The 21,162-nt window shown below is 69.2% G+C and carries 18 protein-coding genes and 1 pseudogene; 11 read left to right on the plus strand and 8 right to left on the minus strand.

Features of this window, described 5'->3' with window-relative positions:
• Positions 1-4: 4 nt before the first annotated feature.
• Positions 5-619: a TetR/AcrR family transcriptional regulator gene (locus G6N25_RS14755; protein ID WP_083073668.1), complete on the minus strand. Its 615-nt coding sequence runs from the start codon at positions 617-619 to the stop codon at positions 5-7.
• A 90-nt stretch (positions 620-709) separates the two neighbouring features.
• Between G6N25_RS14755 and G6N25_RS14760 the strand changes: the two genes are divergently transcribed.
• Positions 710-1,882 carry an aromatic ring-hydroxylating oxygenase subunit alpha gene (locus G6N25_RS14760; RefSeq protein WP_083073667.1) on the plus strand — a complete coding sequence of 391 codons (1,173 nt, stop codon included), beginning with the start codon at positions 710-712 and terminating at the stop codon, positions 1,880-1,882.
• 126 nt (positions 1,883-2,008) lie between these two features.
• Here G6N25_RS14760 and G6N25_RS14765 read toward each other — a convergent pair whose 3' ends face one another.
• Positions 2,009-2,617: a TetR/AcrR family transcriptional regulator gene (locus G6N25_RS14765; protein WP_083073627.1), complete on the minus strand. Its 609-nt coding sequence runs from the start codon at positions 2,615-2,617 to the stop codon at positions 2,009-2,011.
• Positions 2,618-2,751: 134 nt separating this feature from the next.
• Here G6N25_RS14765 and G6N25_RS14770 point away from each other — a divergent pair, with 134 nt between their 5' ends.
• The 5 genes from G6N25_RS14770 (at position 2,752) to G6N25_RS14790 (ending at position 8,359) form a co-directional block, all read left to right on the plus strand.
• Complete coding sequence (locus G6N25_RS14770) at positions 2,752-4,011, plus strand: cytochrome P450 (RefSeq protein WP_083073626.1); 1,260 nt, start codon at positions 2,752-2,754, stop codon at positions 4,009-4,011.
• A 62-nt stretch (positions 4,012-4,073) separates the two neighbouring features.
• On the plus strand, positions 4,074-5,723 hold the full coding sequence (locus tag G6N25_RS14775; protein WP_083073625.1) for an acyl-CoA synthetase: 1,650 nt from the start codon (positions 4,074-4,076) through the stop codon (positions 5,721-5,723).
• 283 nt (positions 5,724-6,006) lie between these two features.
• Positions 6,007-6,954: a GNAT family N-acetyltransferase gene (locus tag G6N25_RS14780; protein WP_142272588.1), complete on the plus strand. Its 948-nt coding sequence runs from the start codon at positions 6,007-6,009 to the stop codon at positions 6,952-6,954.
• A 31-nt stretch (positions 6,955-6,985) separates the two neighbouring features.
• On the plus strand, positions 6,986-7,675 hold the full coding sequence (locus G6N25_RS14785; RefSeq protein ID WP_083073623.1) for a DUF5642 family protein: 690 nt from the start codon (positions 6,986-6,988) through the stop codon (positions 7,673-7,675).
• Positions 7,676-7,702: 27 nt separating this feature from the next.
• Positions 7,703-8,359, plus strand: coding sequence for a DUF5642 family protein (locus G6N25_RS14790; protein WP_083073622.1), 657 nt, complete (start codon positions 7,703-7,705; stop codon positions 8,357-8,359).
• 8 nt (positions 8,360-8,367) lie between these two features.
• Here G6N25_RS14790 and G6N25_RS14795 read toward each other — a convergent pair whose 3' ends face one another.
• Complete coding sequence (locus tag G6N25_RS14795) at positions 8,368-8,964, minus strand: alpha-ketoglutarate-dependent dioxygenase AlkB (protein ID WP_179961675.1); 597 nt, start codon at positions 8,962-8,964, stop codon at positions 8,368-8,370.
• Between the two features lie 58 nt (positions 8,965-9,022).
• On the opposite strand from G6N25_RS14795, the gene arcA reads away from it, so the two are divergent.
• Positions 9,023-10,234, plus strand: coding sequence for an arginine deiminase (gene arcA, locus G6N25_RS14800; protein WP_083073621.1), 1,212 nt, complete (start codon positions 9,023-9,025; stop codon positions 10,232-10,234).
• A 73-nt stretch (positions 10,235-10,307) separates the two neighbouring features.
• Here arcA and G6N25_RS14805 read toward each other — a convergent pair whose 3' ends face one another.
• Positions 10,308-11,885 carry a dolichyl-phosphate-mannose--protein mannosyltransferase gene (locus tag G6N25_RS14805; protein WP_083073620.1) on the minus strand — a complete coding sequence of 526 codons (1,578 nt, stop codon included), beginning with the start codon at positions 11,883-11,885 and terminating at the stop codon, positions 10,308-10,310.
• Between the two features lie 30 nt (positions 11,886-11,915).
• Here G6N25_RS14805 and G6N25_RS14810 point away from each other — a divergent pair.
• Positions 11,916-11,990: pseudogene (locus tag G6N25_RS14810) on the plus strand (16S rRNA (guanine(966)-N(2))-methyltransferase RsmD); the annotation flags it as partial.
• Entirely contained in the window at positions 11,987-12,823 is an 837-nt protein-coding gene (rsmI, locus tag G6N25_RS14815; protein WP_083073619.1) for a 16S rRNA (cytidine(1402)-2'-O)-methyltransferase, read from the plus strand. The pseudogene G6N25_RS14810 and the gene rsmI, both read left to right, overlap by 4 nt.
• A 14-nt stretch (positions 12,824-12,837) precedes the next feature.
• Here the strand turns inward: rsmI and G6N25_RS14820 are convergent, their stop codons facing one another.
• The 4 genes from G6N25_RS14820 to G6N25_RS14835 all read right to left on the minus strand — a co-directional run bounded on the left by G6N25_RS14820 (position 12,838) and on the right by G6N25_RS14835 (position 17,261).
• Positions 12,838-13,752, minus strand: coding sequence for a hypothetical protein (locus G6N25_RS14820; protein WP_083073618.1), 915 nt, complete (start codon positions 13,750-13,752; stop codon positions 12,838-12,840).
• Between the two features lie 123 nt (positions 13,753-13,875).
• Positions 13,876-15,129, minus strand: a complete 1,254-nt coding sequence (locus G6N25_RS14825; protein ID WP_083073617.1) for an aminodeoxychorismate synthase component I — start codon at positions 15,127-15,129, stop codon at positions 13,876-13,878.
• A 33-nt stretch (positions 15,130-15,162) separates the two neighbouring features.
• Positions 15,163-16,077 carry an RNA polymerase sigma-70 factor gene (locus G6N25_RS14830; protein ID WP_083073616.1) on the minus strand — a complete coding sequence of 305 codons (915 nt, stop codon included), beginning with the start codon at positions 16,075-16,077 and terminating at the stop codon, positions 15,163-15,165.
• Positions 16,074-17,261: an NAD(P)/FAD-dependent oxidoreductase gene (locus tag G6N25_RS14835; RefSeq protein WP_083073615.1), complete on the minus strand. Its 1,188-nt coding sequence runs from the start codon at positions 17,259-17,261 to the stop codon at positions 16,074-16,076. Before G6N25_RS14835 ends, G6N25_RS14830 begins: the two co-directional genes overlap by 4 nt.
• Positions 17,262-17,577: 316 nt before the next feature.
• Between G6N25_RS14835 and G6N25_RS14840 the strand changes: the two genes are divergently transcribed.
• Together G6N25_RS14840 and G6N25_RS14845 are read left to right on the plus strand one after the other, a co-directional pair.
• Complete coding sequence (locus G6N25_RS14840) at positions 17,578-19,443, plus strand: putative bifunctional diguanylate cyclase/phosphodiesterase (protein ID WP_083073665.1); 1,866 nt, start codon at positions 17,578-17,580, stop codon at positions 19,441-19,443.
• A 7-nt stretch (positions 19,444-19,450) separates the two neighbouring features.
• Positions 19,451-21,139: a hypothetical protein gene (locus G6N25_RS14845; protein ID WP_083073614.1), complete on the plus strand. Its 1,689-nt coding sequence runs from the start codon at positions 19,451-19,453 to the stop codon at positions 21,137-21,139.
• Positions 21,140-21,162: the final 23 nt, after the last annotated feature.

The following is a 21,162-nucleotide window of genomic DNA, read 5'->3' on the forward strand; positions in this document are numbered from 1 at the left end:
TGCGTCACCGGAAGCGGGGGCCGGGAGCGTGGGCGCGCACCGACGGTGCGATCCAATCCGCCAGGAACCTACGCAGATTCGCCCCGGCGCGTGGCGGACGTCCCGGGTCGACGATCAGCGATTGCAGGACGCGCAGCATGACCTCGACGAGTTCGTCGAGCCCGTCGTCGGCAAAGCCCGCACCGGGCCAATCGACGTCGAACCGCTGCACGATCGAACGCCCAAGGGAGATCGCCACTTCGGAGGTCACCCCGGCCGTGAAGGCGCTGGCCTTGCCCGGCTGGAACACCAGGCTGAGGTACTTGTCGTGGGCGAGTTGTTCGAAGGTGTAGGCGATGCCCTCGACGACGGCCTCCGTCGCGTCGCGGATTGACCCGAGGTGCGCCGAGAGCCGATCGAGAAAGCCGCCGATGGATGACAAAGCGGTGGCGCCCACGAGCGCTTCCAGGGTGGGGAAGTACCGGTAGACCGTCTGGCGGGTGATCCCGAGGGTCTGCGCGACCTGCGAGACGGTGACGTTCCCGTGAGCGTCTATGGCGTTTCGGGCCGCCGCGACGATGCGCGCGACGGCTTCGTCGTCGTCGGCCGGAATGTCGCCCGACCAGCCGTGCCTTCGCATCCGGTGATCGTCGCACAACCAACACCCAACCTTGACAAGACAAATAGCAGTTAATGTATGGTCTGGACAGCGGCCCGAGAGGAGAGCGTGATGGTACTGACAGCCGAGACTCCGGTGAATGGCACCGACGAGACGCTGACGAGGCGCGGTCTGCGTCATGCGCTGGACCGCACCACCGACCTCGCCGATCGCGAGTTGAAGGTTCCGCTGCACTACTACAGCGACCCGAAGATCACCGAGATCGAGGAGTCGCAGATTCTTCGCCGGGTGCCGCTGGCCATCGTTCCCTCGGCACAGATCGCACAGAAGAACGACTACGTCGTGCGCTCGGTGCTGGGTGACTCGTTGCTGGTCACCCGCGACCGCACAGGCGCGAGCCACGTGTTCCTCAACTACTGTCGACACCGCGGCGCCAAGCCGGCCTGCGGAGCGGGCAACGCATCGCGGTTCGTGTGTCCGTATCACGCGTGGTCCTACAAGAACACCGGAGAACTGTTCGCGGTGCCCGGTCAGGCCGGCTTCGATTCGATGAACAAGAAGGACTACGGGCTGGTCGAGTTGCCGTCGGAGGAGCGCCATGGGTTCATCTGGGCGGTGCTGACCGCTGATGCGACGATCGACCTGGACGCGCATCTGGGCGACTTCGGCGCCGAGCTCGCCCTGTGGAATTACGAGAGCTACGGCTACCACACCGACCGCGAATTCAGCTCCGACGTGTCGTGGAAGGGGGCATTGGAGGCGTTCGCCGAGGGCTACCACTTTCCCTATGTTCACGGCGAAAGCCTCATCGGCCAGAACACGTTGGCCAACACGATGGTCTACGACGATTTCGGCAAGCACCACCGAATTGGCTTCCCGTTCAACTGGATTACCAACCTCGACCAGGACCCATCAGGGGATTGGGGCCCGTCGGCCAACATGGGCGTCATCTACTGGATCTACCCGAACCTGATTCTGGCCAACAGCATGGTCGGCGTCGAGATCATCGACATGTTGCCCGACGGCGAACCGACGCGGTGCACCGTGCGGCACAGTTGGATGGGCCGAATCCCGGCCGCGAACGACGAGATGCGCGCGGCATACGACGGGATCTACGAGGCGGTGCACGCCGCCGTGCGCGACGAGGACTTTGCCATGCTGCCCCAATGCGGCGAAGGCGTCCGTCACGGCCAGCACGATCACATGATCATCGGGCGCAACGAGATCGCCGTCCAACACATGGTCAAAGTGTTCGCCCAAGAACTCGGCGTCGCCCTGCAATAGGCCGGCGCCGAGTCTGCGCTGGTGGCATCGAGTCTGCGTCCACGGCTAGCTTTTCGCCTCGGGCGCCGCTACCACCGCAGTCTCGATGCTCAGCGAACAGCGCCCCGACGGACTTCCGGCCGAGTTTCACACGCTGGCCCGTCGGCTGTGCCTGGCCGCGGTCACCGCGGGGGCGATCCAGCGCCGCAGCAGGCGGCGTAGCTCGTCGCCGGATGCGGGCAGGGGCGCGAGGACGAACGATTGCAGGGTCCGCAGAATCATTTCGATGATGTCCTCGATCGCCGGCTCGTCGAAGTCGGCCCAATCCACATCGAGGCGGTCCAGGATCGAGCGTCCAAACAGGCGGGAGGTGTCGGTCGTGATGGTGACGGCGAAGGCGCTGGAGCGCTGTGACCGGAGCATCAAACCGATGTAGGGGTCCGCGGGGAGGCGTTCCAAGGTGACCGCGATCCCTTCGACCACGGCTTCCCCGGGATCGGTGATGCCGGCGAGCGCCTCGGCGAGCTGATCAAGGAAGCCGCTGGCGCCGTCGGCGGCGGTGGCTGACAACAGGTCCTCGGTGCCGGCGAAGTATCGGTAGACCGTCTGGCGGGTGACACCGAGGGTGCGGGCCACGTCGGCGATGCTGGTCTGTTCCCCGCGCTCGTCGATGGTGCGCCGGGTCGCTTCGAGGATGCGGGCCACGGCCTCCTCGTCGCTGGCCGGCACGTTGCCGGCCCAGCCGCGGGTGCGCATTACCGGCCCACGGTGGTACGGGAACGTCGACTCATAGCCGGAACGGTAGCCGACCCCATCTCCGGCTATGGTCATACAGCGCGACGGATGTGTATGATCCGACGGGACCGCACCCAACGACGGGGAGATCGCCGATGCAAGCCGCCACGTGTCCGTTTGGCCCGGGTTTTGATTTCACCAGTCCGGATTTGCTGCAGCGGGGCCTGCCGGTGGATGAGTTCGCGCAGTTACGCAAGACGGCGCCGGTGTGGTGGAACGCGCAGCCACCCGGAACGGCGGGGTTCACCGACGGCGGGTTTTGGGTGATCAGCAAGCACGAGCACATCAAGGCGATCTCGCGGGACAACGACACGTGGTCGACCAATCGCAACGGGGTGGTGGTGCGGTTTCACGACGGCATGACCCCCGAGCAGCTGGAGTTGACCAAGGCGCTGCTGATTAACCATGATCCGCCGGCGCACACCCGGTTGCGCACGCTGGTGTCGCGGTTGTTCACCCCGCGCGCGGTGGCCGGGCTAGAGGCCAAACTCGATGCGGCGGCCCGGCGCATCGTGGCCGAGGCCGCGCAGAAAGAGTCCGGGAACTTCGTGCAGGACGTCGCGGTGGGTCTGCCGTTGCTGGCGATCGCGGATTTGATCGGGGTTCCCGAGGCCGACCGCGAGCAGCTGTTCGACTGGACCAACGCGATCATGAACCTCGACGACCCGGACTATCCGCAGGATCCCGCGGAGGCCAACGCCGAGATCCTGGGGTATGCCTACCGGATGGCCGAGCAGCGGCGGCGCTGTCCGGCCGACGACATCGTCACCCGGCTGGTGCACGCCGACATCGACGGTCAGGCGCTGGACGAGACCGAGTTCGGGTTCTTCGTCATCTTGTTGGCGGTGGCCGGCAACGAAACCACCCGCAACGCCCTCACACACGGCATGAACGCGTTCCTGGACCACCCCGAGCAGTGGGAGCTGTTCAAGCGGGAGCGCCCGGCCACCACCGCCGATGAGATCGTGCGATGGGCCACCCCGGTGCACTGCTTTCAACGAACGGCGCTGTGTGACACCCACGTCGGGGACGTGGCGATCGAGGCGGGCCAACGGGTGGGGTTGTTCTACAGCTCCGCCAACTACGACGAGGACGTGTTCGACGACCCGTTCACGTTCAACATCACGCGTGATCCCAACCCGCACTTGGGTTTCGGCGGCAGCGGGGCGCACTACTGCATCGGCGCCAACCTCGCGCGCATGGAGATCAATCTGATGTTCAACGCGATCGCCGACATCATCCCCGACATCACCAAAACCGGTGAGCCGCAACGCCTGCGGCACGGATGGATCAACGGCGTCAAAGCCCTACCGGTGCGCTACGGCGCACAACCGAGCTCGGCCGGCGCGCCCTAACGCGTCGGTGGCGATGCGACCCCCTGCCTCGACGTGGCCCCGGCCGGATGCATAGGAGCGACATGACCGGATTCGACCTGTCCTCGGTGTTCGCAACAGTGGCCGACGCCATCCCCGAGGAAACGCTGCTGGTATGGCGCGACCGGCGCTACAGCTACGGCCAGATCAACGCCCGCGTCAACGGAGTCGCGCGCTACCTGAGCTCCCGCGGGCTGGGCTGCCACACCGAACGCGCCCAGCTGGCGGGCCACCAATCCGGGCAGGACCACGTCGGCATCTACCTGCGCAACGGCAACCAGTACCTGGAATCGATGATCGCCGGATTCCGCGCGCGGGTCGCCCCATTCAACGTCAGCTACCGCTACGTCGAGGACGAACTCATCTACCTGCTCGACAACGCTGATGCCCGCGCGCTGGTCTACGCCGCCGAGTTCGCGCCCAAGGTGGCGGCCATTCGCGACCGGCTGCCGCAGCTTCAGGTGCTGATCCAAGTCGGCGACCACAGTGGCAATGCGCTGCTGCCCGGGGCGGTGGACTACGAATCCATCACCACCACCGCGCTACCCGCGGGCGGGATGCCCACCCCGACCCCCGACGACCTCTACATCCTCTACACCGGCGGTACCACCGGCATGCCCAAAGGTGTGCTGTGGCGCCAACACGACATCTTCCTCTCATCCATGGGCGGGCGACCCTTCGGAAGCCAATACCCGTTGGCGTCCTATGCCGAATTGGCCGCCCAAGCCGGTCGGTCGCCCGGCGCGCTGTCGGTGTTGATGCTTCCCCCGCTCATGCATGGCGCCGCCCAGTGGGCGACGTTTTATGTCCTCACCATGGGCGGCCGCATCGTGATCCCGGATGACGTGGAGCGCCTGCGCCCCGGCCAGGTGCTGCGGCTGGCCGAACGCGAGAATGTGCTGAACATTCCCGTCGTCGGCGACGCGATCGCGCGACCCTTGCTCGACGAAATCGAAACGGGCGCCTATGACCTGTCCCGGCTGGTGACCATCAGCAACGGCGGTGCGCCGCTGTCGCCGACGATGCGCGAGCGCATCCTGGCCGCGCTGCCCAACGTCATGATCCTCGACGCGGTAGGCGCCTCGGAGTCGGGGATGCAGATGAACACCATGGCCGCCAAGGACTCCGAGCCCGCGGTGTTCACCCCGGGCTCCGACACCGCCGTCGTCGCAACGGATTTCAGCCGCGCCCTGGAGCCCGGCGAAGGCCGGGGCTGGCTGGCCCGTCGCGACCTGATCCCGCTGGGATATCTCGGGGACGAGGAGAAGACGGCGCGCACCTTCCCCACCATCGACGGCGTGCGCTGGTCGGTGCCCGGCGACGAAGCCGACTATCTGCCCGACGGCCGCGTCCGGCTGCTGGGCCGAAACTCGCTGACGATCAACTCCGGTGGCGAAAAGATCTTCGTCGAAGAAGTCGAGCGCGCGATCGCCGCCCACCCCGGTGTCTACGACGTCGTGGTCGTCGGGCGACCGTCGCAGCGATGGGGCAGCGAGGTCGTCGCCATCGTCCAATTGGCCGAGGGCGTCACGGTCAGCGACGAGGAGATCGTGGACACCTGCCGCCGACGCATCGCCGGTTACAAGGTTCCCAAAAGCATCATTCGCACATCGAAAGTGATGCGTTCGCCCGTGGGCAAAGCCGACTACCGCTGGGCATACGACGTCGCCACCAACGCCCTCGCACCCGCGTGAAAAGCCATGCGGCGCCGTCAACGCCCGAAAACAAAACCGCCGGCAACGAGCGCGACTGAACCGCGGCGACCGTGGGATGTTGCCGCATCGGCGGCGGACGCCCTAACGTGGGTCGGATCGGACCGCGCGACGGGCTGTGCCCGTCGCGGGAGGGACGAGAACAGGGCGGCGGGTTCATGGCTGTGCGGGCACCGCGACGTCGGGTCCGGCGCCGATACCCCGGGATCCGTGGGACATCGCGGTGGCCGGACTGACCGGCGCGCGAGCCGAAGAGCTCGCGGCGATGGACGTCTTCGAGGGCTGCCCCACCGAGGACCTGGCGCCGTTGGCGGCGTGCCTTCAGCCGCTGCGCGCCGCGGCCGGCCAGGTGCTGATGCGGCAGGGCGAGCGGGCCGTGTCGTTCCTGCTGATCTCGTCCGGTAGCGCCGAAATCAGCCACGTCGGAAGCGACGGCACGGTCACCCTCGGACAGGCGTCGCCCGGCACGATCGTGGGCGAGATCGCCCTGTTGCGGGACGGTCCGCGGATCGCGACGGTCACCACGGCCGAACCGCTGACCGGCTGGATCGGCAACAACGACGCCTTCACCCGGCTGGTGCACATCCCCGGGGTCATGCCGCGGCTGCTGCGCACGGTGCGCCAGCGTCTCGCAGCATTCATCACGCCGATCCCGGTACGCGTTCGCGACGGCACCCGCCTGATGCTGCGCCCGGTCCTGCCCGGCGACGACGAGCGGACGGTCCACGGCCACATCCAATTCTCCAGCGAGACGCTGTATCGACGGTTCATGACCGCCCGCATTCCCAGCCCGGCGTTGCTGCACTACCTCTCCGAGGTCGACTACGTCGACCACTTCGTCTGGGTGATGACGACCGACGGGAGCGACCCGGTGGCCGACGCGCGCTTTGTTCGCGACGAGAGCGATCCGACGATCGCCGAGATCGCGTTCACCGTCGCCGACGCCTACCAGGGCCGGGGGATCGGCAGCTTTCTGATCGGCGCGCTGTCCATAGCCGCCAGGGTCGACGGGGTCGAAAGATTCTCGGCGCGAATGCTTTCCGACAACGCGCCGATGCGCGCGATCATGGACCACTACGGCGCGGTCTGGCAGCGCGAGGACGTCGGCGTCATCACCACCGTCATCGACGTGCCCCGCCGGCTGGCCTTCGGGCGTCACGTGGCCGACCGAATCGCGCGGGTCGCCCGCCAGGTGATCGAGGCGGTCGGCTGAATCCGGGGCGCCCGGCGTGATATGAACGGGCATGCGGCCGTTCCGGATTGGCCCGGTGGCGATTACCGTGCTCGCCTTGCTGGTGGTCGCGTGCGGTCATTCGTCCACACCCACGCGGTCCGGCCCGCCCGCAAGGTCGCCGTCGGCCCGCGGCGCCGCCGTCAACCCCGCCAACATCAGGCGGGTCGTTCGGGAGCTGCCGCCCGGCTACGAGGTGACCAACGGCGTCCCCGGCGGGGCCTCGCCCCGGGTGATCTGGAGCGTCGGAGCCGATGCGAGGGCCAAGCCGCCCCAATGCGCCGTGCTCGCCGACCCCGGGAACGGGCGCGACCAATCCGCGCAGGGCGTGTCGGCGTCGGGCACCGGCGGCGTCGTCGACGCGGTGGTGGTGGCTTTGCCGGGGCCGGTGGACCTCGACCCCGGCCTGGTGGCGGCCTGTGGCCGGTGGACCTTGACCGGCGGGCACACCACGGCCAGCGTCCGCCTCACCGACGCCCCGCGCATCGACGGCGCCGACACCCTCGGCATGGTGGCCGACATCAGGTCATCCGTCGAGTCGGGCGCCGAAATCGATTCCCGCGCATACACCTTCATCGCCTACTTCGGCAACTTCTACGCGTTCACCACGCTGACCACCGACCCGGGTTCGGCGCTCCCCGCACTGCCTCCGCAATTTGCGGCCGATCTGCTCGTCAAAACGGTGTCCACGTTGCGCGGCTGAGCGTCCGCTTTGGGTAGATTAACCACGATGTTGAAGGTGTTGCTCGCGACCGCATCCGCGTGTGTGCTCGCCGGCTGCTCGTCGGGTGGCGATGCCTCCTCGGCGAAGGTCGACATCCGCAAGGTCGCCGACGTGAGGTCAAGCTTCGGGCCTGAGTACAAAGTCACCGAGATCGGGGAGCGGGGGATCGATCCCAAGCTGCTGTCCGCCCGCAAGCTACCCGACGGCCTGACCTTCGATCCCGCGAATTGCGCGAAAGTGGCAGCGGGGCCGGACATGCCACCGGACTTGCAGGGCAATATGGCCGCCGTCTCCGCCGAGGGCAACGGCAACCGGTTCGTCGTGATCGCCGTGGAGACCTCGAAAGCCCTGCCGTTCAACGAGCCCGGGAAGGACTGCGGCAAGGTCGCTTTCACCGGGGCGCAGGTCCGGGGCGGCATCGAGGTGATCGATGCGCCGCACATCGACGGGGCACGCACGACGGGCGTGCACCGGGTCCTGCAGGCGGTGGTGGCCGGGGGCGCCCGCACCGGCGAGCTCTACGACTATTCGGCCCAATTCGGCGATTACCAGGTGATCGTCATCGCCAATCCGCTGGTGATCCCCGGGCAGGTGCTTGCGCCGGTGGATACCGGGCGCGCCCGCGACCTGCTGGTGAAGGCGGTGACGGCGGTCCGCGGCTGAACCAGGGCCTAGCGGACGTCGCGCGGCCGGAATTGGATGCTGACGCGCGGCCCGGTGGGCGCCGACGTCTTGGGCACCGCGTGCTCCCAGGTGCGTTGGCAGGATCCGCCCATCACCAGCAGGTCGCCGTGGGCCTGCGGCAGCCTGAGCGACGGGCCGCCGCCGCGCCGCCGCAACGCGAAGGTGCGGGTGGCGCCGAGGCTGATGATCGCGACCATGGTGTCCTGCGAGCTGCCGCGACCGATGGTGTCGCCGTGCCAGGCGACGCTGTCGGAGCCGTCGCGGTAACAACACAATCCGGCCGTGGTGAAGGGTTCGCCCATTTCGCCGGCGTAGATGTCGTTGAGCCGCCGGCGCAGCCGCGCCAGCAGCGGGTGCGGGGGATCCTCGACCGTCAGGTCGTGAAAGCTCACCAGCCGGGGCACGTCGACCACCCGGTCGTACATGTGGCGGCGCTCGGCCCGCCACGGCGCCGTCGACAGCAGGGCGTCGAGCAGGCCTTCGGCGTCGGCCAGCCAGCCGGCGCGGATCTCGATGAAGGCGCCGTCGCCGAGGTGTCTGCGCTCGGTGTGCGTGAACAGCGAGCCCTGTACCGCGATCGCCACGCCGCCCACTCTATCGCACATCCGTTCGATGAAGGCCGGACCGGCTACGGTTTTCACTATGGGTGTTGTCGAGCTCGGCACCAATTCCGAGGTGGGCGCGCTGCGGGTCGTCATCCTGCACCGCCCCGGCGCCGAGCTGCTGCGACTCAATCCGCGCAACAACGACCAGTTGCTGTTCGACGGGTTGCCGTGGGTCGCGCGTGCGCAGGAGGAGCATGACCAGTTCGCGGGGCTGCTGCGTTCGCGCGGCGTCGAAGTCCTGCTGCTGTCCGACCTGCTGACCGAGGCGCTCAACCACAGCGGGGCCGCCCGGATGCAGGGTGTCGCCGCCGCGGTCGATGCGCGCCGGCTCGGATTGCCGTTGGCGCAAGAGCTTTCGGCCTACCTGCGCGGCCTGGACCCGGTCAGGCTCGCCAACGTGCTGACGGCCGGCATGACGTTTAACGAGCTGCCGCCGGCCACCCGGACCGACGTGTCGTTGGTGATTCGCATGCACCACGGCGCGGACTTCGTCATCGAGCCGCTGCCTAACCTCGTGTTCACCCGCGACTCGTCGATATGGATCGGCCCGCGGGTGGTGATCCCGACGCTGGCGCTGCGCGCCCGGGTCCGCGAGGCGTCGCTGACCGACCTGATCTATGCCCACCACCCGCGGTTCGCCGGGGTGCGGCGCGCCTACGAGTCGCGCACCGCGCCCGTCGAGGGCGGCGACGTGCTGCTGCTCGCCCCCGGCGTGGTGGCGGTCGGGGTGGGGGAGCGGACCACCCCGGCCGGTGCGGAGGCGTTGGCGCGCAGCCTCTTTGACGACAACCTCGCGAACACGGTGCTCGCGGTGCCGATCGCGCAGCGGCGCGCGCAGATGCATCTGGACACGGTGTGCACGATGGTCGACACCGACACCGTGGTGATGTACGCGAACATCGTCGACACGCTGTCGGCGTTCACGATCCAGCGCACGCCCGACGGCGTCACCATCAGCGATGAGGCCCCGTTCCTGGATGCCGCGGCCACGGCGATGGGGATCGACAAGCTGCGGGTGATCGACACCGGGCTCGACCCTTTGGTCGCCGAACGCGAGCAGTGGGACGACGGCAACAACACGCTGGCGTTGGCGCCCGGGGTCGTGGTCGCCTATGAGCGCAACGCGCAGACCAACGCCCGTCTGCGGGACGCGGGTATCGAGGTGCTGACCATCGCGGGGTCCGAATTGGGCACCGGGCGCGGCGGCCCCCGCTGCATGTCCTGTCCGGTGGCGCGCGACCCCCTGTAGCTCCGCGAGCAGACGCAGAATCGCACGCGCAGAGCACGCTCAGTGCGATTCTGCGTCTGCTCGCGCTGGGGAATCAGCGCCAGCTGGGCAGCCAGATCTCCATGTTCCAGGTCTGTTGGGAGATGGGCAGGCCGGTGAGCACCGGGAACAGCCAGGCGAAGTTGGTCACCACCAAAGCCACATAGCAGCTCACGGCGATCAGGCTCAGCGTTCGGCGTTCGGAGTTTTGACCGGGCCTTCGCGCGGGGAAGTACAGAATGTCGCCGCAGATCAGCGCGATGGCCATGGCCAGGAACGGCGCCATGGTGGCCGCGTAGAAGAAGTACATTTGCCGGTCGATGTCGGCGAACCAGGGCAGCCACCCCGCGCAATAGCCGACCCAGACCACGGCGTAGCGCCAGTCGCGGCGAACCAGCATTCGCCAGGTGGCGTAGAGCAGCACCGGAACCGCCAGCCACCACATGGCGGGCGTGCCCACCAGCATCTCGGCCTTGACGCACGACTGCCCGCCGCACCCCGCGACGTTCTGCTGGTCGATGGCATATAGAACCGGCCGCAACGACATCGGCCAGCTCCACGGCTTGGATTCCCACGGGTGGTGGTTGCCGGCGGAATTCGTCAGGCCGGCATGAAACTGAAAAGCCTTGGCGGTGTAGTGCCACAGCGACCGGATGGCGTCGGGCAGCGGCACGATCGAGTGGCGGCCGATCGACTGGCCCACCTCATGGCGGTCGATCGCGGTCTCGGACGCGAACCACGGCGCGTAGCTGGCGAGGTAAACGGCGAACGGGATGAGGGCCAGCGCGTACGCGGTGGGGATCAGGTCCCGTCGCAGCGCGCCCAGCCAGGGTCTGGTCACTTGGTACTGCCGCCGCGCCGCCACGTCGAACGCCAACGACATCGCGGCGAAGAACAACACGAAGTACAGCCCGGACCACTTTGTGCCGCAAGCCAATCCGAGCAGCACCCCGGCGCCGAACCGCCACCAGCGCACGCCCAGCCGCGGGCCCCATATGGTTTCGGCGGCGCGGCCCTCCAGCAGTGCGATGTGCATTCGCTGGCGCACCTGATCGCGGTCGACGATCAGCGCGCCGAACGCCGCGACCACGAAGAAGGTGAGCAGGCCGTCGAGCAACGCGGTCCGCGCGGTGACGAAGCTGACGCCGTCGCAGATGACCAGCACGCCGGCGATCGCGCCGACCAGGGTCGAGCGGCTGATCCGCCGGACGATCCGCATCACCAGCGCCACCATGACCACGCCGAGCAGCGCGCCGGTGAACCGCCAGCCCACCCCGTTGTAGCCGAAGATCGCCTCGCCGATCGCGATCAGCTGCTTGCCCACCGGGGGGTGGACGACCAGACCGAACCCGGGGTTGTCCTCCACCCCGTGGTTGTGCAGCACCTGCCAGGCCTGCGGCGCGTAATGCTTCTCGTCGAAGACGGGCGTGCCGGCATCGGTGGGCGAGCCCAGGTTGAGGAACCGGGTCACCGTCGCCAGCACCGCGATCACGCCGGTCACTACCCAGCCGCGGATGTGATCGGTTGGCCCGAAGTCCGCGACCGGAACCAGCGGCCCGGGGCTGACGACGGGCACGACACGCTCGACGCGGCTTTCCAAGGCGATGGAGCTTTCGCGGGGCGGGGCGGTCATCACGTCGATCGTAGGCTGTCCGGCATGACCCGCGCCGGCGACGATGCAGTGGGGGCACCGCCCGCTTGCGGGGGACGTAGCGATGAGGAGGAGCGGCGCATATGACCTCCGGTCGTCTGTTGCTGGGCGCGACCCCGCTGGGGCAGCCATCCGATGCCTCGCCGCGGCTGGTCGACGCGCTGGCCCGCGCCGATGTCGTGGCCGCCGAGGACACCCGGCGGGCGCGGACGCTGGCCAAGGCGCTCGACGTGGGGATCACCGGCCGGGTGGTCAGCCTGTTCGACCGGGTCGAGGCCGCGCGGGTGCCCGCCCTGGTCGAGGCGATCAAAGGCGGGGCGACGGTGTTGGTGGTCAGTGACGCCGGGATGCCGGTGATCAGCGACCCCGGGTATCGGCTGGTCGCGGCGTGTGTCGAGGCCGGTCTGCCGGTGCAGTGCCTGCCCGGGCCGTCCGCGGTGACCACCGCGCTGGCCGTGTCCGGTCTGCCGTCGGAGAAGTTCTGTTTCGAGGGTTTCGCCCCGCGCAGGGGCGCGGCGCGGAAAACGTGGCTGGCCTCGCTGGCCGACGAGCGGCGCACCTGCGTGTTCTTCGAATCGCCGCGCCGGCTGCCCGCGTGCCTGCGTGACGCCGTCGAGCAGCTCGGTGGCTCGCGGCGGGCGGTGGTGTGCCGGGAGCTGACCAAGGTCCACGAGGAAGTGGTGCGCGGGTCGCTCGACGAGCTGGCGACCTGGGCGGCCGACGGCGTGCTCGGCGAGATCACCGTCGTGCTCGCCGGCGCAGCGCCGCGCGCCGACCTGCCGTCCCTGCTGGCGGAGGTGGAGGCGCTGGTCGCGGGAGGGCTGCGCGTCAAAGACGCCTGCGGCGAGGTGGCCGCGGGGCATCCGGATGTGCGCTCGAGCCAGCTCTACGACGCGGTGCTGCGATCACGCCGAGACTGAGCCCGTCGGCCAGGTCAGGGCGTGCAGACCCCGATGGGACCGAATCCCGGGGTGCACAACCGCGGGTGCGGGATAGACGGCGGGCCGGGCAGCGGGGGAGGCGCCGGCAGGGCGGGCAACGCCGGCAGCGCCGGGGCCGCGGGTAGCCCCGGCAGCGCGGGTGCCGCCGGTAGCGCGGGCAACGCCGGCAGCGCCGGTGCCGCGGGCAGTGCCGGTAGTGCGGGGGCCGCCGGGAGACCGACCGCCGGGACCGCCGCGGCCACCGCCGGGACCGCCGCAGCCGCCGCGGCGGTGGGGATGCCGATCCCCGGCAGCGACGGGAGGCTCAGGTTCGGCAGGAGGCCCAGGTTGTGAAGGTATGTCAGCGCTATCGCGGCGCTGGTCACGGTGCCCACGAGGCCGGATCCCACACCCACGACGGTGCCGCCCACGCCCACGACGCCCTGCACGACCGACAAGGCCACCGCCGCCCCGCTGGGCACGCCGGCAATGCCGGCCAGGCCGGGCAGTAGGGCGGCCGGGTCCGCCAGGCCGGGGACGAGACCGGCCACGTCGGGCAGCCCGGCCACGCCCACGTCGGGCAGGGCCGCGCTCGGTACGCCCCCTCCGCCGAATCCGGGGCCGGTGGCCACGCCGGGCACCGCGCGCGCGGTGGAGGGAACACCCGGTGCGGGGGGCTGAGTCGCCGCACCGGGCGCGATCACATTGGCCGCCTCCGAAAACGGCGTAGCCGGTGCTGCCTGGGTGGTCGGTTTCGGTGCTGCGGGCGTCTCGGGCATCAGGACCGACGCCACCTTCTCGCACACCGTCCCGCCCTTGCCGCATGTCGCTTCCCCCGAGAGCGGCGTAGTCACCGAGGTCAGCGGCGTGACCGCCAGCGTTCCACCCAGCAAGGCGGAAGCCGCGGCGCCCAAGACGGCGATTCTCATGGCGGGTCCCCTCCAGCAGTCGACTCGCGATCGGCGCGGGCCAATGTCAGAAGCTTAGGCGCACGCGGCACGGGATGCGGCGGGTTATCCGAAATTCATAGCCGGGGCCGATGGCGTTTAACCTTAGCCGACCGGCGCCGCGGCCGGGGCGCCTACCAGCCCGACGATCGGGGCCGCCTTGTGCAGGCATTCTTCCCATTCGGCGTCCGGATCGGAGTCGGCGGTGATCCCGCCGCCGACGCCCAGCACGGCGGTACCGCCGGCGTGGAATTCGACGGTGCGGATCGCGACGTTCAGCTCGCATCCGGCGACCGGGGACACCAAACCGATTGTGCCGCAATATATTCCGCGACGGTTCTGCTCCCATTGGGAAATCAGTTGGCGGGCGCGGTGTTTGGGTGTTCCGGTGACCGAGGCCGGGGGAAAGGCGGCGTCCAGCAGCGCCGGCGTCGGTAGCTCGACGGGGACCCGCGCCGACACGGTCGACACCAGGTGCCACACGCCCGGCGCACGCCGCACCATCAAGAGCTCGGGCACGGTGACGGTGCCGACGGTCGCCACCCGGCCGAGGTCATTGCGGACCAGGTCCACGATCATGATGTTTTCCGCCACCTCCTTGGCCGAGGCTCGCAGCGCCGACGGCCAGGCATCCAGGGGCAGGGTGCCCTTGATCGGGCTCGACGTCACCACCGCGCCGCGGCGGCGCAAGAAAAGCTCCGGAGACAGCGACGCCACCGCGCCCCACGACCCGGCAAGGTAGGCGGCCCGGGCCGGGGAGGTGCGGGCGACGCCGTCGATGAAGAAGTCCAGCGGGGTCCCGGTGACCGTGCCGGTCAGCTGCGTGCACACGCACGCCTGGTAGACCTCGCCGGCGCGGATTGCCTCCAGGCAGGCCAGTACTCCGCCGCGGTGTGCCGCGCGATCGGCGGCGCCCCAGTCGATCCGGCAGTCGCGCGGCGGTGACTGTGTTGCCGCCAATGCGGCGGTCAGCCAGCCCAGCATCGGCGCGCCGGACAGGCTTTCGTACCACCACTGCCCGTCCCGGTCGCGGCGAAGGACGCAGTCGGTCCAGCCGCCCGCGGCTTCGGGAATCCGGTTCGGCCGCCCGTCGGCAGCGGGATCCGGATAGGCCAGGTAACCGACCCACCCGCCGCCCACCGCTTCCGAGGGGGGCGTCCGCGAGCCGAGCGGGACCGCGAAGGCGCGGCCGACGTCCACCGGCCGCACCGACAGGCTGGGGACGATCACCGCCAGCGCACCGAACCAGTCGCCGGTCAGCGCGGCCGGCGGCGGCAGCGCGAGCCGATCGGTGGCGTCGCCGATGGCGCGCAGCACGCGGGGTGCGGCGCCAAGGTCGCCGAGCCGCTCGATTCGCACCGCCCTAGCTTGACAGAGCGGTGGGCCCGCCGCTCAGCCGCGGCTGATGTCGCGAGGCGCCGCCAGGGCCGCCAGCTTCTCCGGGTTGCGCATCACGTAGAAGTTGGTGATCTTCTCGTCGGCGATCTCCACCGTGGCCGCCATCTCGAGGCGTCCGTCCTGATAGACCAGCACCGCCGGAGCGCTGTTACAGGTCACCATCTCCACGCGCAGCGTCGCCCATATCTCCCGCATCTTGCGCATCAGGCCGGAGATGGCCCTGGCCACCCGCTCGGCGCCGACAACCGGCCTGCGGGCGGCGCTCACGATGCCGCCGCTGTCGGCCGTCCAGGTGGCGTCCGGGGCAAGCATCGTCATCAGCGCGTCCACGTCCCCGCCGGCCGCGGCGGCCAGAAACCGCGCGGTGATCTCCGCGTTCCGTTCCGGGGCGACCGCGTCGAACCTTCTCCGCCCGGCCCGAACGTGTTCGCGGGCGCGGTGCGCGACCTGTCGCACGGTCGGCGCCGGTTTGCCTACCGCGCCGGCGATCTCGCTGTAGTCGAAACCGAACACCTCGCGCAGCACGAACACCGCGCGTTCGTCGGGACTCAGCGTCTCCAGCAGAACCAGCATCGCCATCGAAACCGATTCCGCCAGAACCACATCGGCCGACGGATCCTGCTCGTCGAGCAGCAGCGGTTCGGGTAGCCAGGGCCCCACATACTCCTCGCGGCGACGTGCGTCGGCCCGCAGCGCGTTGAGCGCCTGCCGGGTGACCAGCTGGGCCAGGTACGACTTGGTGTCGCGCACGGTCGACAGGTCGACGGCCGCCCATCGCAGATAGCTGTCCTGCAACACGTCGTCGGCCTCGGTCGCAGACCCGAGGATCTCGTAGGCGATGGTGAACAGCAACGGCCGCAGCAGGATGAACCGTTCGGCGTGCTCGTCGGGGGTCGGTGCGCGCGTCATGGCAGAGCGACCGGCTCGTCGACCGCCAACCGTGCCGGCCTCGTGCCGCCCCTGAGCCAGAAGTACGAACCGGGCTTGGCGGCCTCGCGCCGGATGGCCCACAGCGTGCCCTTGCAGATCGCTTCCTTGATGGACGCGGCGGTTCGACCGCCCACGGCCGCGTTCACCGGGGTGTCGTCGGTGCGCGCGAACTGCAGGGTTCCGTGGGCGCGGCCCAGGCTGATGCACTGCCCGACGAACGCCTGGTCGAGCACCGCGGCCGGGTTTCCGGCGAGGCGGCTGAGCACGGTGTTGGCGGCCTGGGCGCCCAGCGGACCGGCGGCTTGGCAGCTCATCCGCAACGGCCGGCCCGACGGCGCGGCGGCGTCACCCGCGGCGACGATGCGCGGGTCGTCGATGCTGGTCAGCGTCTCGTCGGTGAGCAGCCGGCCCAGGGCGTCGGTGCGAAGCCCGCTGCGTGCGGCCAGATCCGGCACCGCAAAGCCCGCCGTCCACACCGTCGCGGCGCTGGGCAGCACGGCGCCGTCGGCGAGGACCACCGCGTCCCAGCGCACCTGGCTGGCGGCCACCGATTCCAGCACGCCGACGCCGAGCTTGCGCAGCCGTTTGGCCACCGAACGCCGGCCCCGGTTGCTGAGCGACTGGCCGAGGATGCCGCCGCAGACAAGCGTCACCCGGCGCCCCCGCTCGGCCAGCTCGGAAGCGGTTTCGATGCCGGTCAGTCCGCCGCCGACCACGGTCACGGGCGCATCGGCGGGCCGATCGGCGAGCGCGTACCGGAGCCGCTGCGCGTTTTCCAGATCGGCCACCGAATAAGCGAATTCGGCCGCCCCGGGCACCCCTAACGGCACCGCGCCGGTGCTCCCGATGGCGTAGATCAGGTAGTCGTAGGTCAGTTCGGCACCCGAGGCCAACAGGACGCGCCGGTCGGCGGCCTCGATGCGCTCGACACTGTCGACGATCAGCCGGATTCCCGCACCGAGCAGCGTGCCGTAATCGGCCGTCGCGGCGCCGGTGTCGGCGACCAGCTGGTGCAGGCGGATCCGCTCGACGAAGACCGGACGCGGATTGACCAGGGTGATATCGATGTCGGTGCGCTGCCGCAGACGATTGGCGGCCAGCGTCCCGGCGTATCCGCCGCCGACAACGACGACATGCGTTCGTGGGGTGGCCAGCTCGGTCATGGCTGTCTCCTATTCTCACGGGACTGGTGCCCTTGAGACACCGCGGGCCGTCCGGGCGTGACAGGCGGGGCCGCGAATGTGAGCCGACTCACTCGCCGGGCTCGGCGGGGCCGGGCGCGGCGGGCGGAGAATGATACGCTTCGCGATACCAATTTGTAAGCCACCCCGTGCCGAATACACTCACCAGACGACGCCGAAGTACGGCGCATTTCAATGCCCGCAATTGCGCATTGAGGCCAGTAAAACGTGAAGACGACCATCCCCCTGATTGGGCCAGGCGCCCAGATGGGACATGTGCCCGACATCGGAGGAGCCCGTGCCGCGCAGCCTGGACCTCGTCGTCACTTCCGTGGCCACCCAGCTGATGGAGGCCACGGGATCCACCGCGACCCAGGTGAGTGAAAAGGTACTCGCCCAGCTCGTCGAGCAGTTCGACGTGGACGCCAGCTTCCTGCGCCACCACGACCACGACGTCCGGGCCTCGGTATTGGTCGCCGAGTGGCCGCCGCGAATCGACGTGCCCGACCCCGATCCGCTGGCCGTTGTCCACTTCACCAGCGCCGATCCGGTGCTCGCGCAGTGCGAACACGGCAGGAAACCCGTGGTGATAGGGCCGGACCAGGCCGACCGCTCCTTCCCGCGGTGGGTGGGCAGGGCCAAACAGCCCGTCTCGCCCTCGGTGGCCGCCGCGCCGCTGGTCTCGGGCGAGGTCACCACCGGCGTGCTCGGCTTCGTCAAGTTCGGCGCCCGGAAGTGGAAGCAAGAAGAGATCAACACGCTCGAGGCCGTCGCCGCCCTGTTCGCGCAGCTCCAGGCCCGGATCGCGGCCGAAGAAAAGCTGCGCTATCTGGCCGAGCACGACGACCTGACCGGCCTCTACAACCGTCGGGCGCTGGTTGCGCACCTGTCCGAGCGGCTCGCAACGGGCAGCCCCGGGCCCGTCGCCGTCCTGTACCTCGACCTGGACCGCCTGAAGCCGATCAACGATTACCTCGGCCACACCGCGGGCGACTGGTTCATCAGGGTGTTCGCGCAACGCATCCGGGTCTGCGCGGGAAGCCACAGCATGATCGCGCGGCTGGGTGGCGACGAATTCGTCGTCGTGCCCGACCATCCGATGTCGGCGGCGGCCGCGGAGTCGTTCGCCCGTCGCCTGGGGGCGATGCTCCGCGAGCGGCTGGCCATCGGCGGCCACATGATCACCCGCACCGTGAGCATCGGGCTGGCGGTGGGCATGCCCGGGCGTGACAACACCACCGATCTGCTGCGCCGGGCCGACGAGGCCGTGCTGACCGCCAAGCGCGGCGGCGGCAACCAGGTCGCGCTGTCCACCGACGACATGTCCCTGAAAAGCGCCTTCCGCAACGACATCGAACTGCATCTGCAGGGCGATATCGACAGCGAGGCGCTGCTGCTGCACTATCTGCCCGAGGTCGACCTGTGGACCGGCGCCGTCGTGGCGGCGGAGGCACTGGTCCGGTGGCGCCACCCGATCTGGGGGCTGCTGCTGCCGGATTCGTTCATCGGGGTCGCCGAATCGACCAACCTCGCCGGCGAGCTGGGCCGGTGGGTGATGCGCAGCGCCTGCGCCGAATTCAGCCGGTGGCGATCCAATGGCGTCGGGCAAAGCGCCGTATTGCGCATCAACGTGTCACCCGTGCAGCTGATCACCCGCGGCTTCGTTCGCAGCGTCGCCGACACCATCGAGGAGTTCGGCATCGACAGCGGGTCGGTATGCCTGGAGATCACCGAGCGGGCCGTGGTGCACGACATCGAAACCACTCGCAAAACGCTGACGGAGCTGAAGGAGGTCGGGGTCCAGATCGCCATCGACGACTTCGGCACCGGCTACGCGGTGTTGTCGCACCTGAAGTCCCTCCCGGTCGACATGCTCAAGATCGACACCGGGTTCGTCCGCGACCTGGGCACCAACGCGGGCGACCTCGCGATCGTCCGGGCGATCATCGGGCTGGCCGAGGCCTTCGGCCTGCAGCTGGTCGCCGAGGGGGTCGAAACGCCTGCCGCCGCAATGACCTTGATGCAACATGGCTGCCACCGCGCGCAGGGATTCCTGTTGTCGCGTCCGGTCCCGGGCAATGCCATGGAAGCGTTATTGTCGGCGCGCTGGATGCCGATGCCGTTCCTCGCCGACCGCGAGGCGCTGTCACTGGGTGTGATCTGACATCCTCATGCGTCGCACTTTCAGGCAAAGCAGGCTGGTCGTTGTCGCTTGCGTGGCGCTGGCCCTGAGCGGATGCGGCGGCCACACCAATCCCGGGCCGCTGAACGCGATGATCAGCCCGGCCATCCCGGCCTCGACTCAGGAGATATCCAATCCGCTGCGCGGGCAATACGAGGATCTGTTGAATCCCCTTTTCCCGCAAGGCAATCCGGCGCAGAAGCGGTATCCCGCGTGGCCGGCGTCCTATGACGCGAGCATGCGCGTCACGTGGCGGCAGCTGCAGCCCACCGATCCGCGCACGCTGCCCCCCGACGCGCCCGACGACCGCAGGTTCGACTTCAGCGTGATCGACGACGCGCTGACCAAGCTGGCCAGCCGAAACATGCGGCTGACCCTTCGGGTGGTCGCCTACAACTCCTGTTGCGACACCGTCTACCCGAACAACACGAACATCGCGGTTCCCGACTGGGTGCGTGCCATTCCCAGCGCCACCACCGGCTACCCCGGCCCGGCCGACGGCGTCACACCCGGGGTGACGCAGGTGGTGCCGAACTGGAACGACCCGGCGTACCTGGACGGCTTCGGGCAGCTGCTCGCCGCGCTCGGGCGCCGCTACGACGGCGACGAGCGGCTCAGCGTGTTCGAGTTCTCCGGGTACGGGGATTTCAGCGCGAACCACATCGCGTATGTGCGTGACAAGCTGGGGGCGCCGGGCCCTTCGCCGGACGACAGCGTGGCGAAGCTGGGGTATTACAGCCAGTTTCGTGACCAGAGCATCACCGCCGCGTCCATTCGGCAGCTGGTCGCGGCGAACGTCAACGCCTTCCCGCACACGCAATTGGTGGTGACCCCACAGAACCCGGAGATCGTGCGCGAGCTGCTCGCCGACGACGTCACCAAGAAACTGTCCGCGCCGGTGGGGATCCGCTCGGATTGCCTCGGCGTTCAGTCGCCGCTGCCGGCCTGGGCCGAGTCCAGCGACTCGCAGTACGTGCGGACCAACGATGCGGTCGTCGACGCGATCAAGCGGCGGCTCGCATCGGCGCCGGTGATCACGGGGTGGTGCCGGTTGCCGAACGGAACCGACCCGCGGTCCTACTACGAAAAGGGCCTGCACGACGTCATCAGGTATCACGTGTCGATGACGGCGAGTGCCAACTTCCCGGACCGGGATTCGACGTCGGCGATGGACACCAAGCTGTATCTGCTGTGGGCCCAAGCCAATGCGTCCGCCGGCTATCGCTACTCGGTCGAGGCGCGGCCGGGTACGCAGTCGATACAGGGCAAGGTGGCGAGCATTACTGTCGTGTGGACCAACTACGGCTCCGCGGCCGCGACCGAGCAGTGGGCGCCCGGCTACAAGCTGGTGGATTTCTCCGGAGCGGTGGTTCGGACCCTGCCGGCGACGGTCAACCTCAAGACGCTGGTCCACGACGACTCCAGCCAGTCACGCGAGGAGGCGGTCCCGGCGTCATCGACGGAATCGGTGCACGTCGACCTGACGGGCCTGGCGCCGGGGCATTACACGCTGCGGGCGTCCGTGGACTGGCAACAGCACAAGCCGGGCGCCTCGCACGTGGTGAACTACGCCCCCATGGCGCTGGCCCGTGACGGCCGCGACGGCTCGGGCCTGTACCCGATCGCCACGCTCGACATCCCGCGCGATGTGCTGATCGCCGCCCCCGTCGGTGGGTAACGAGTCGCTGGGGGAGTGGGAGG

It is taken from the genome of Mycobacterium heidelbergense (assembly GCF_010730745.1).
GTDB lineage: Bacteria > Actinomycetota > Actinomycetes > Mycobacteriales > Mycobacteriaceae > Mycobacterium > Mycobacterium heidelbergense.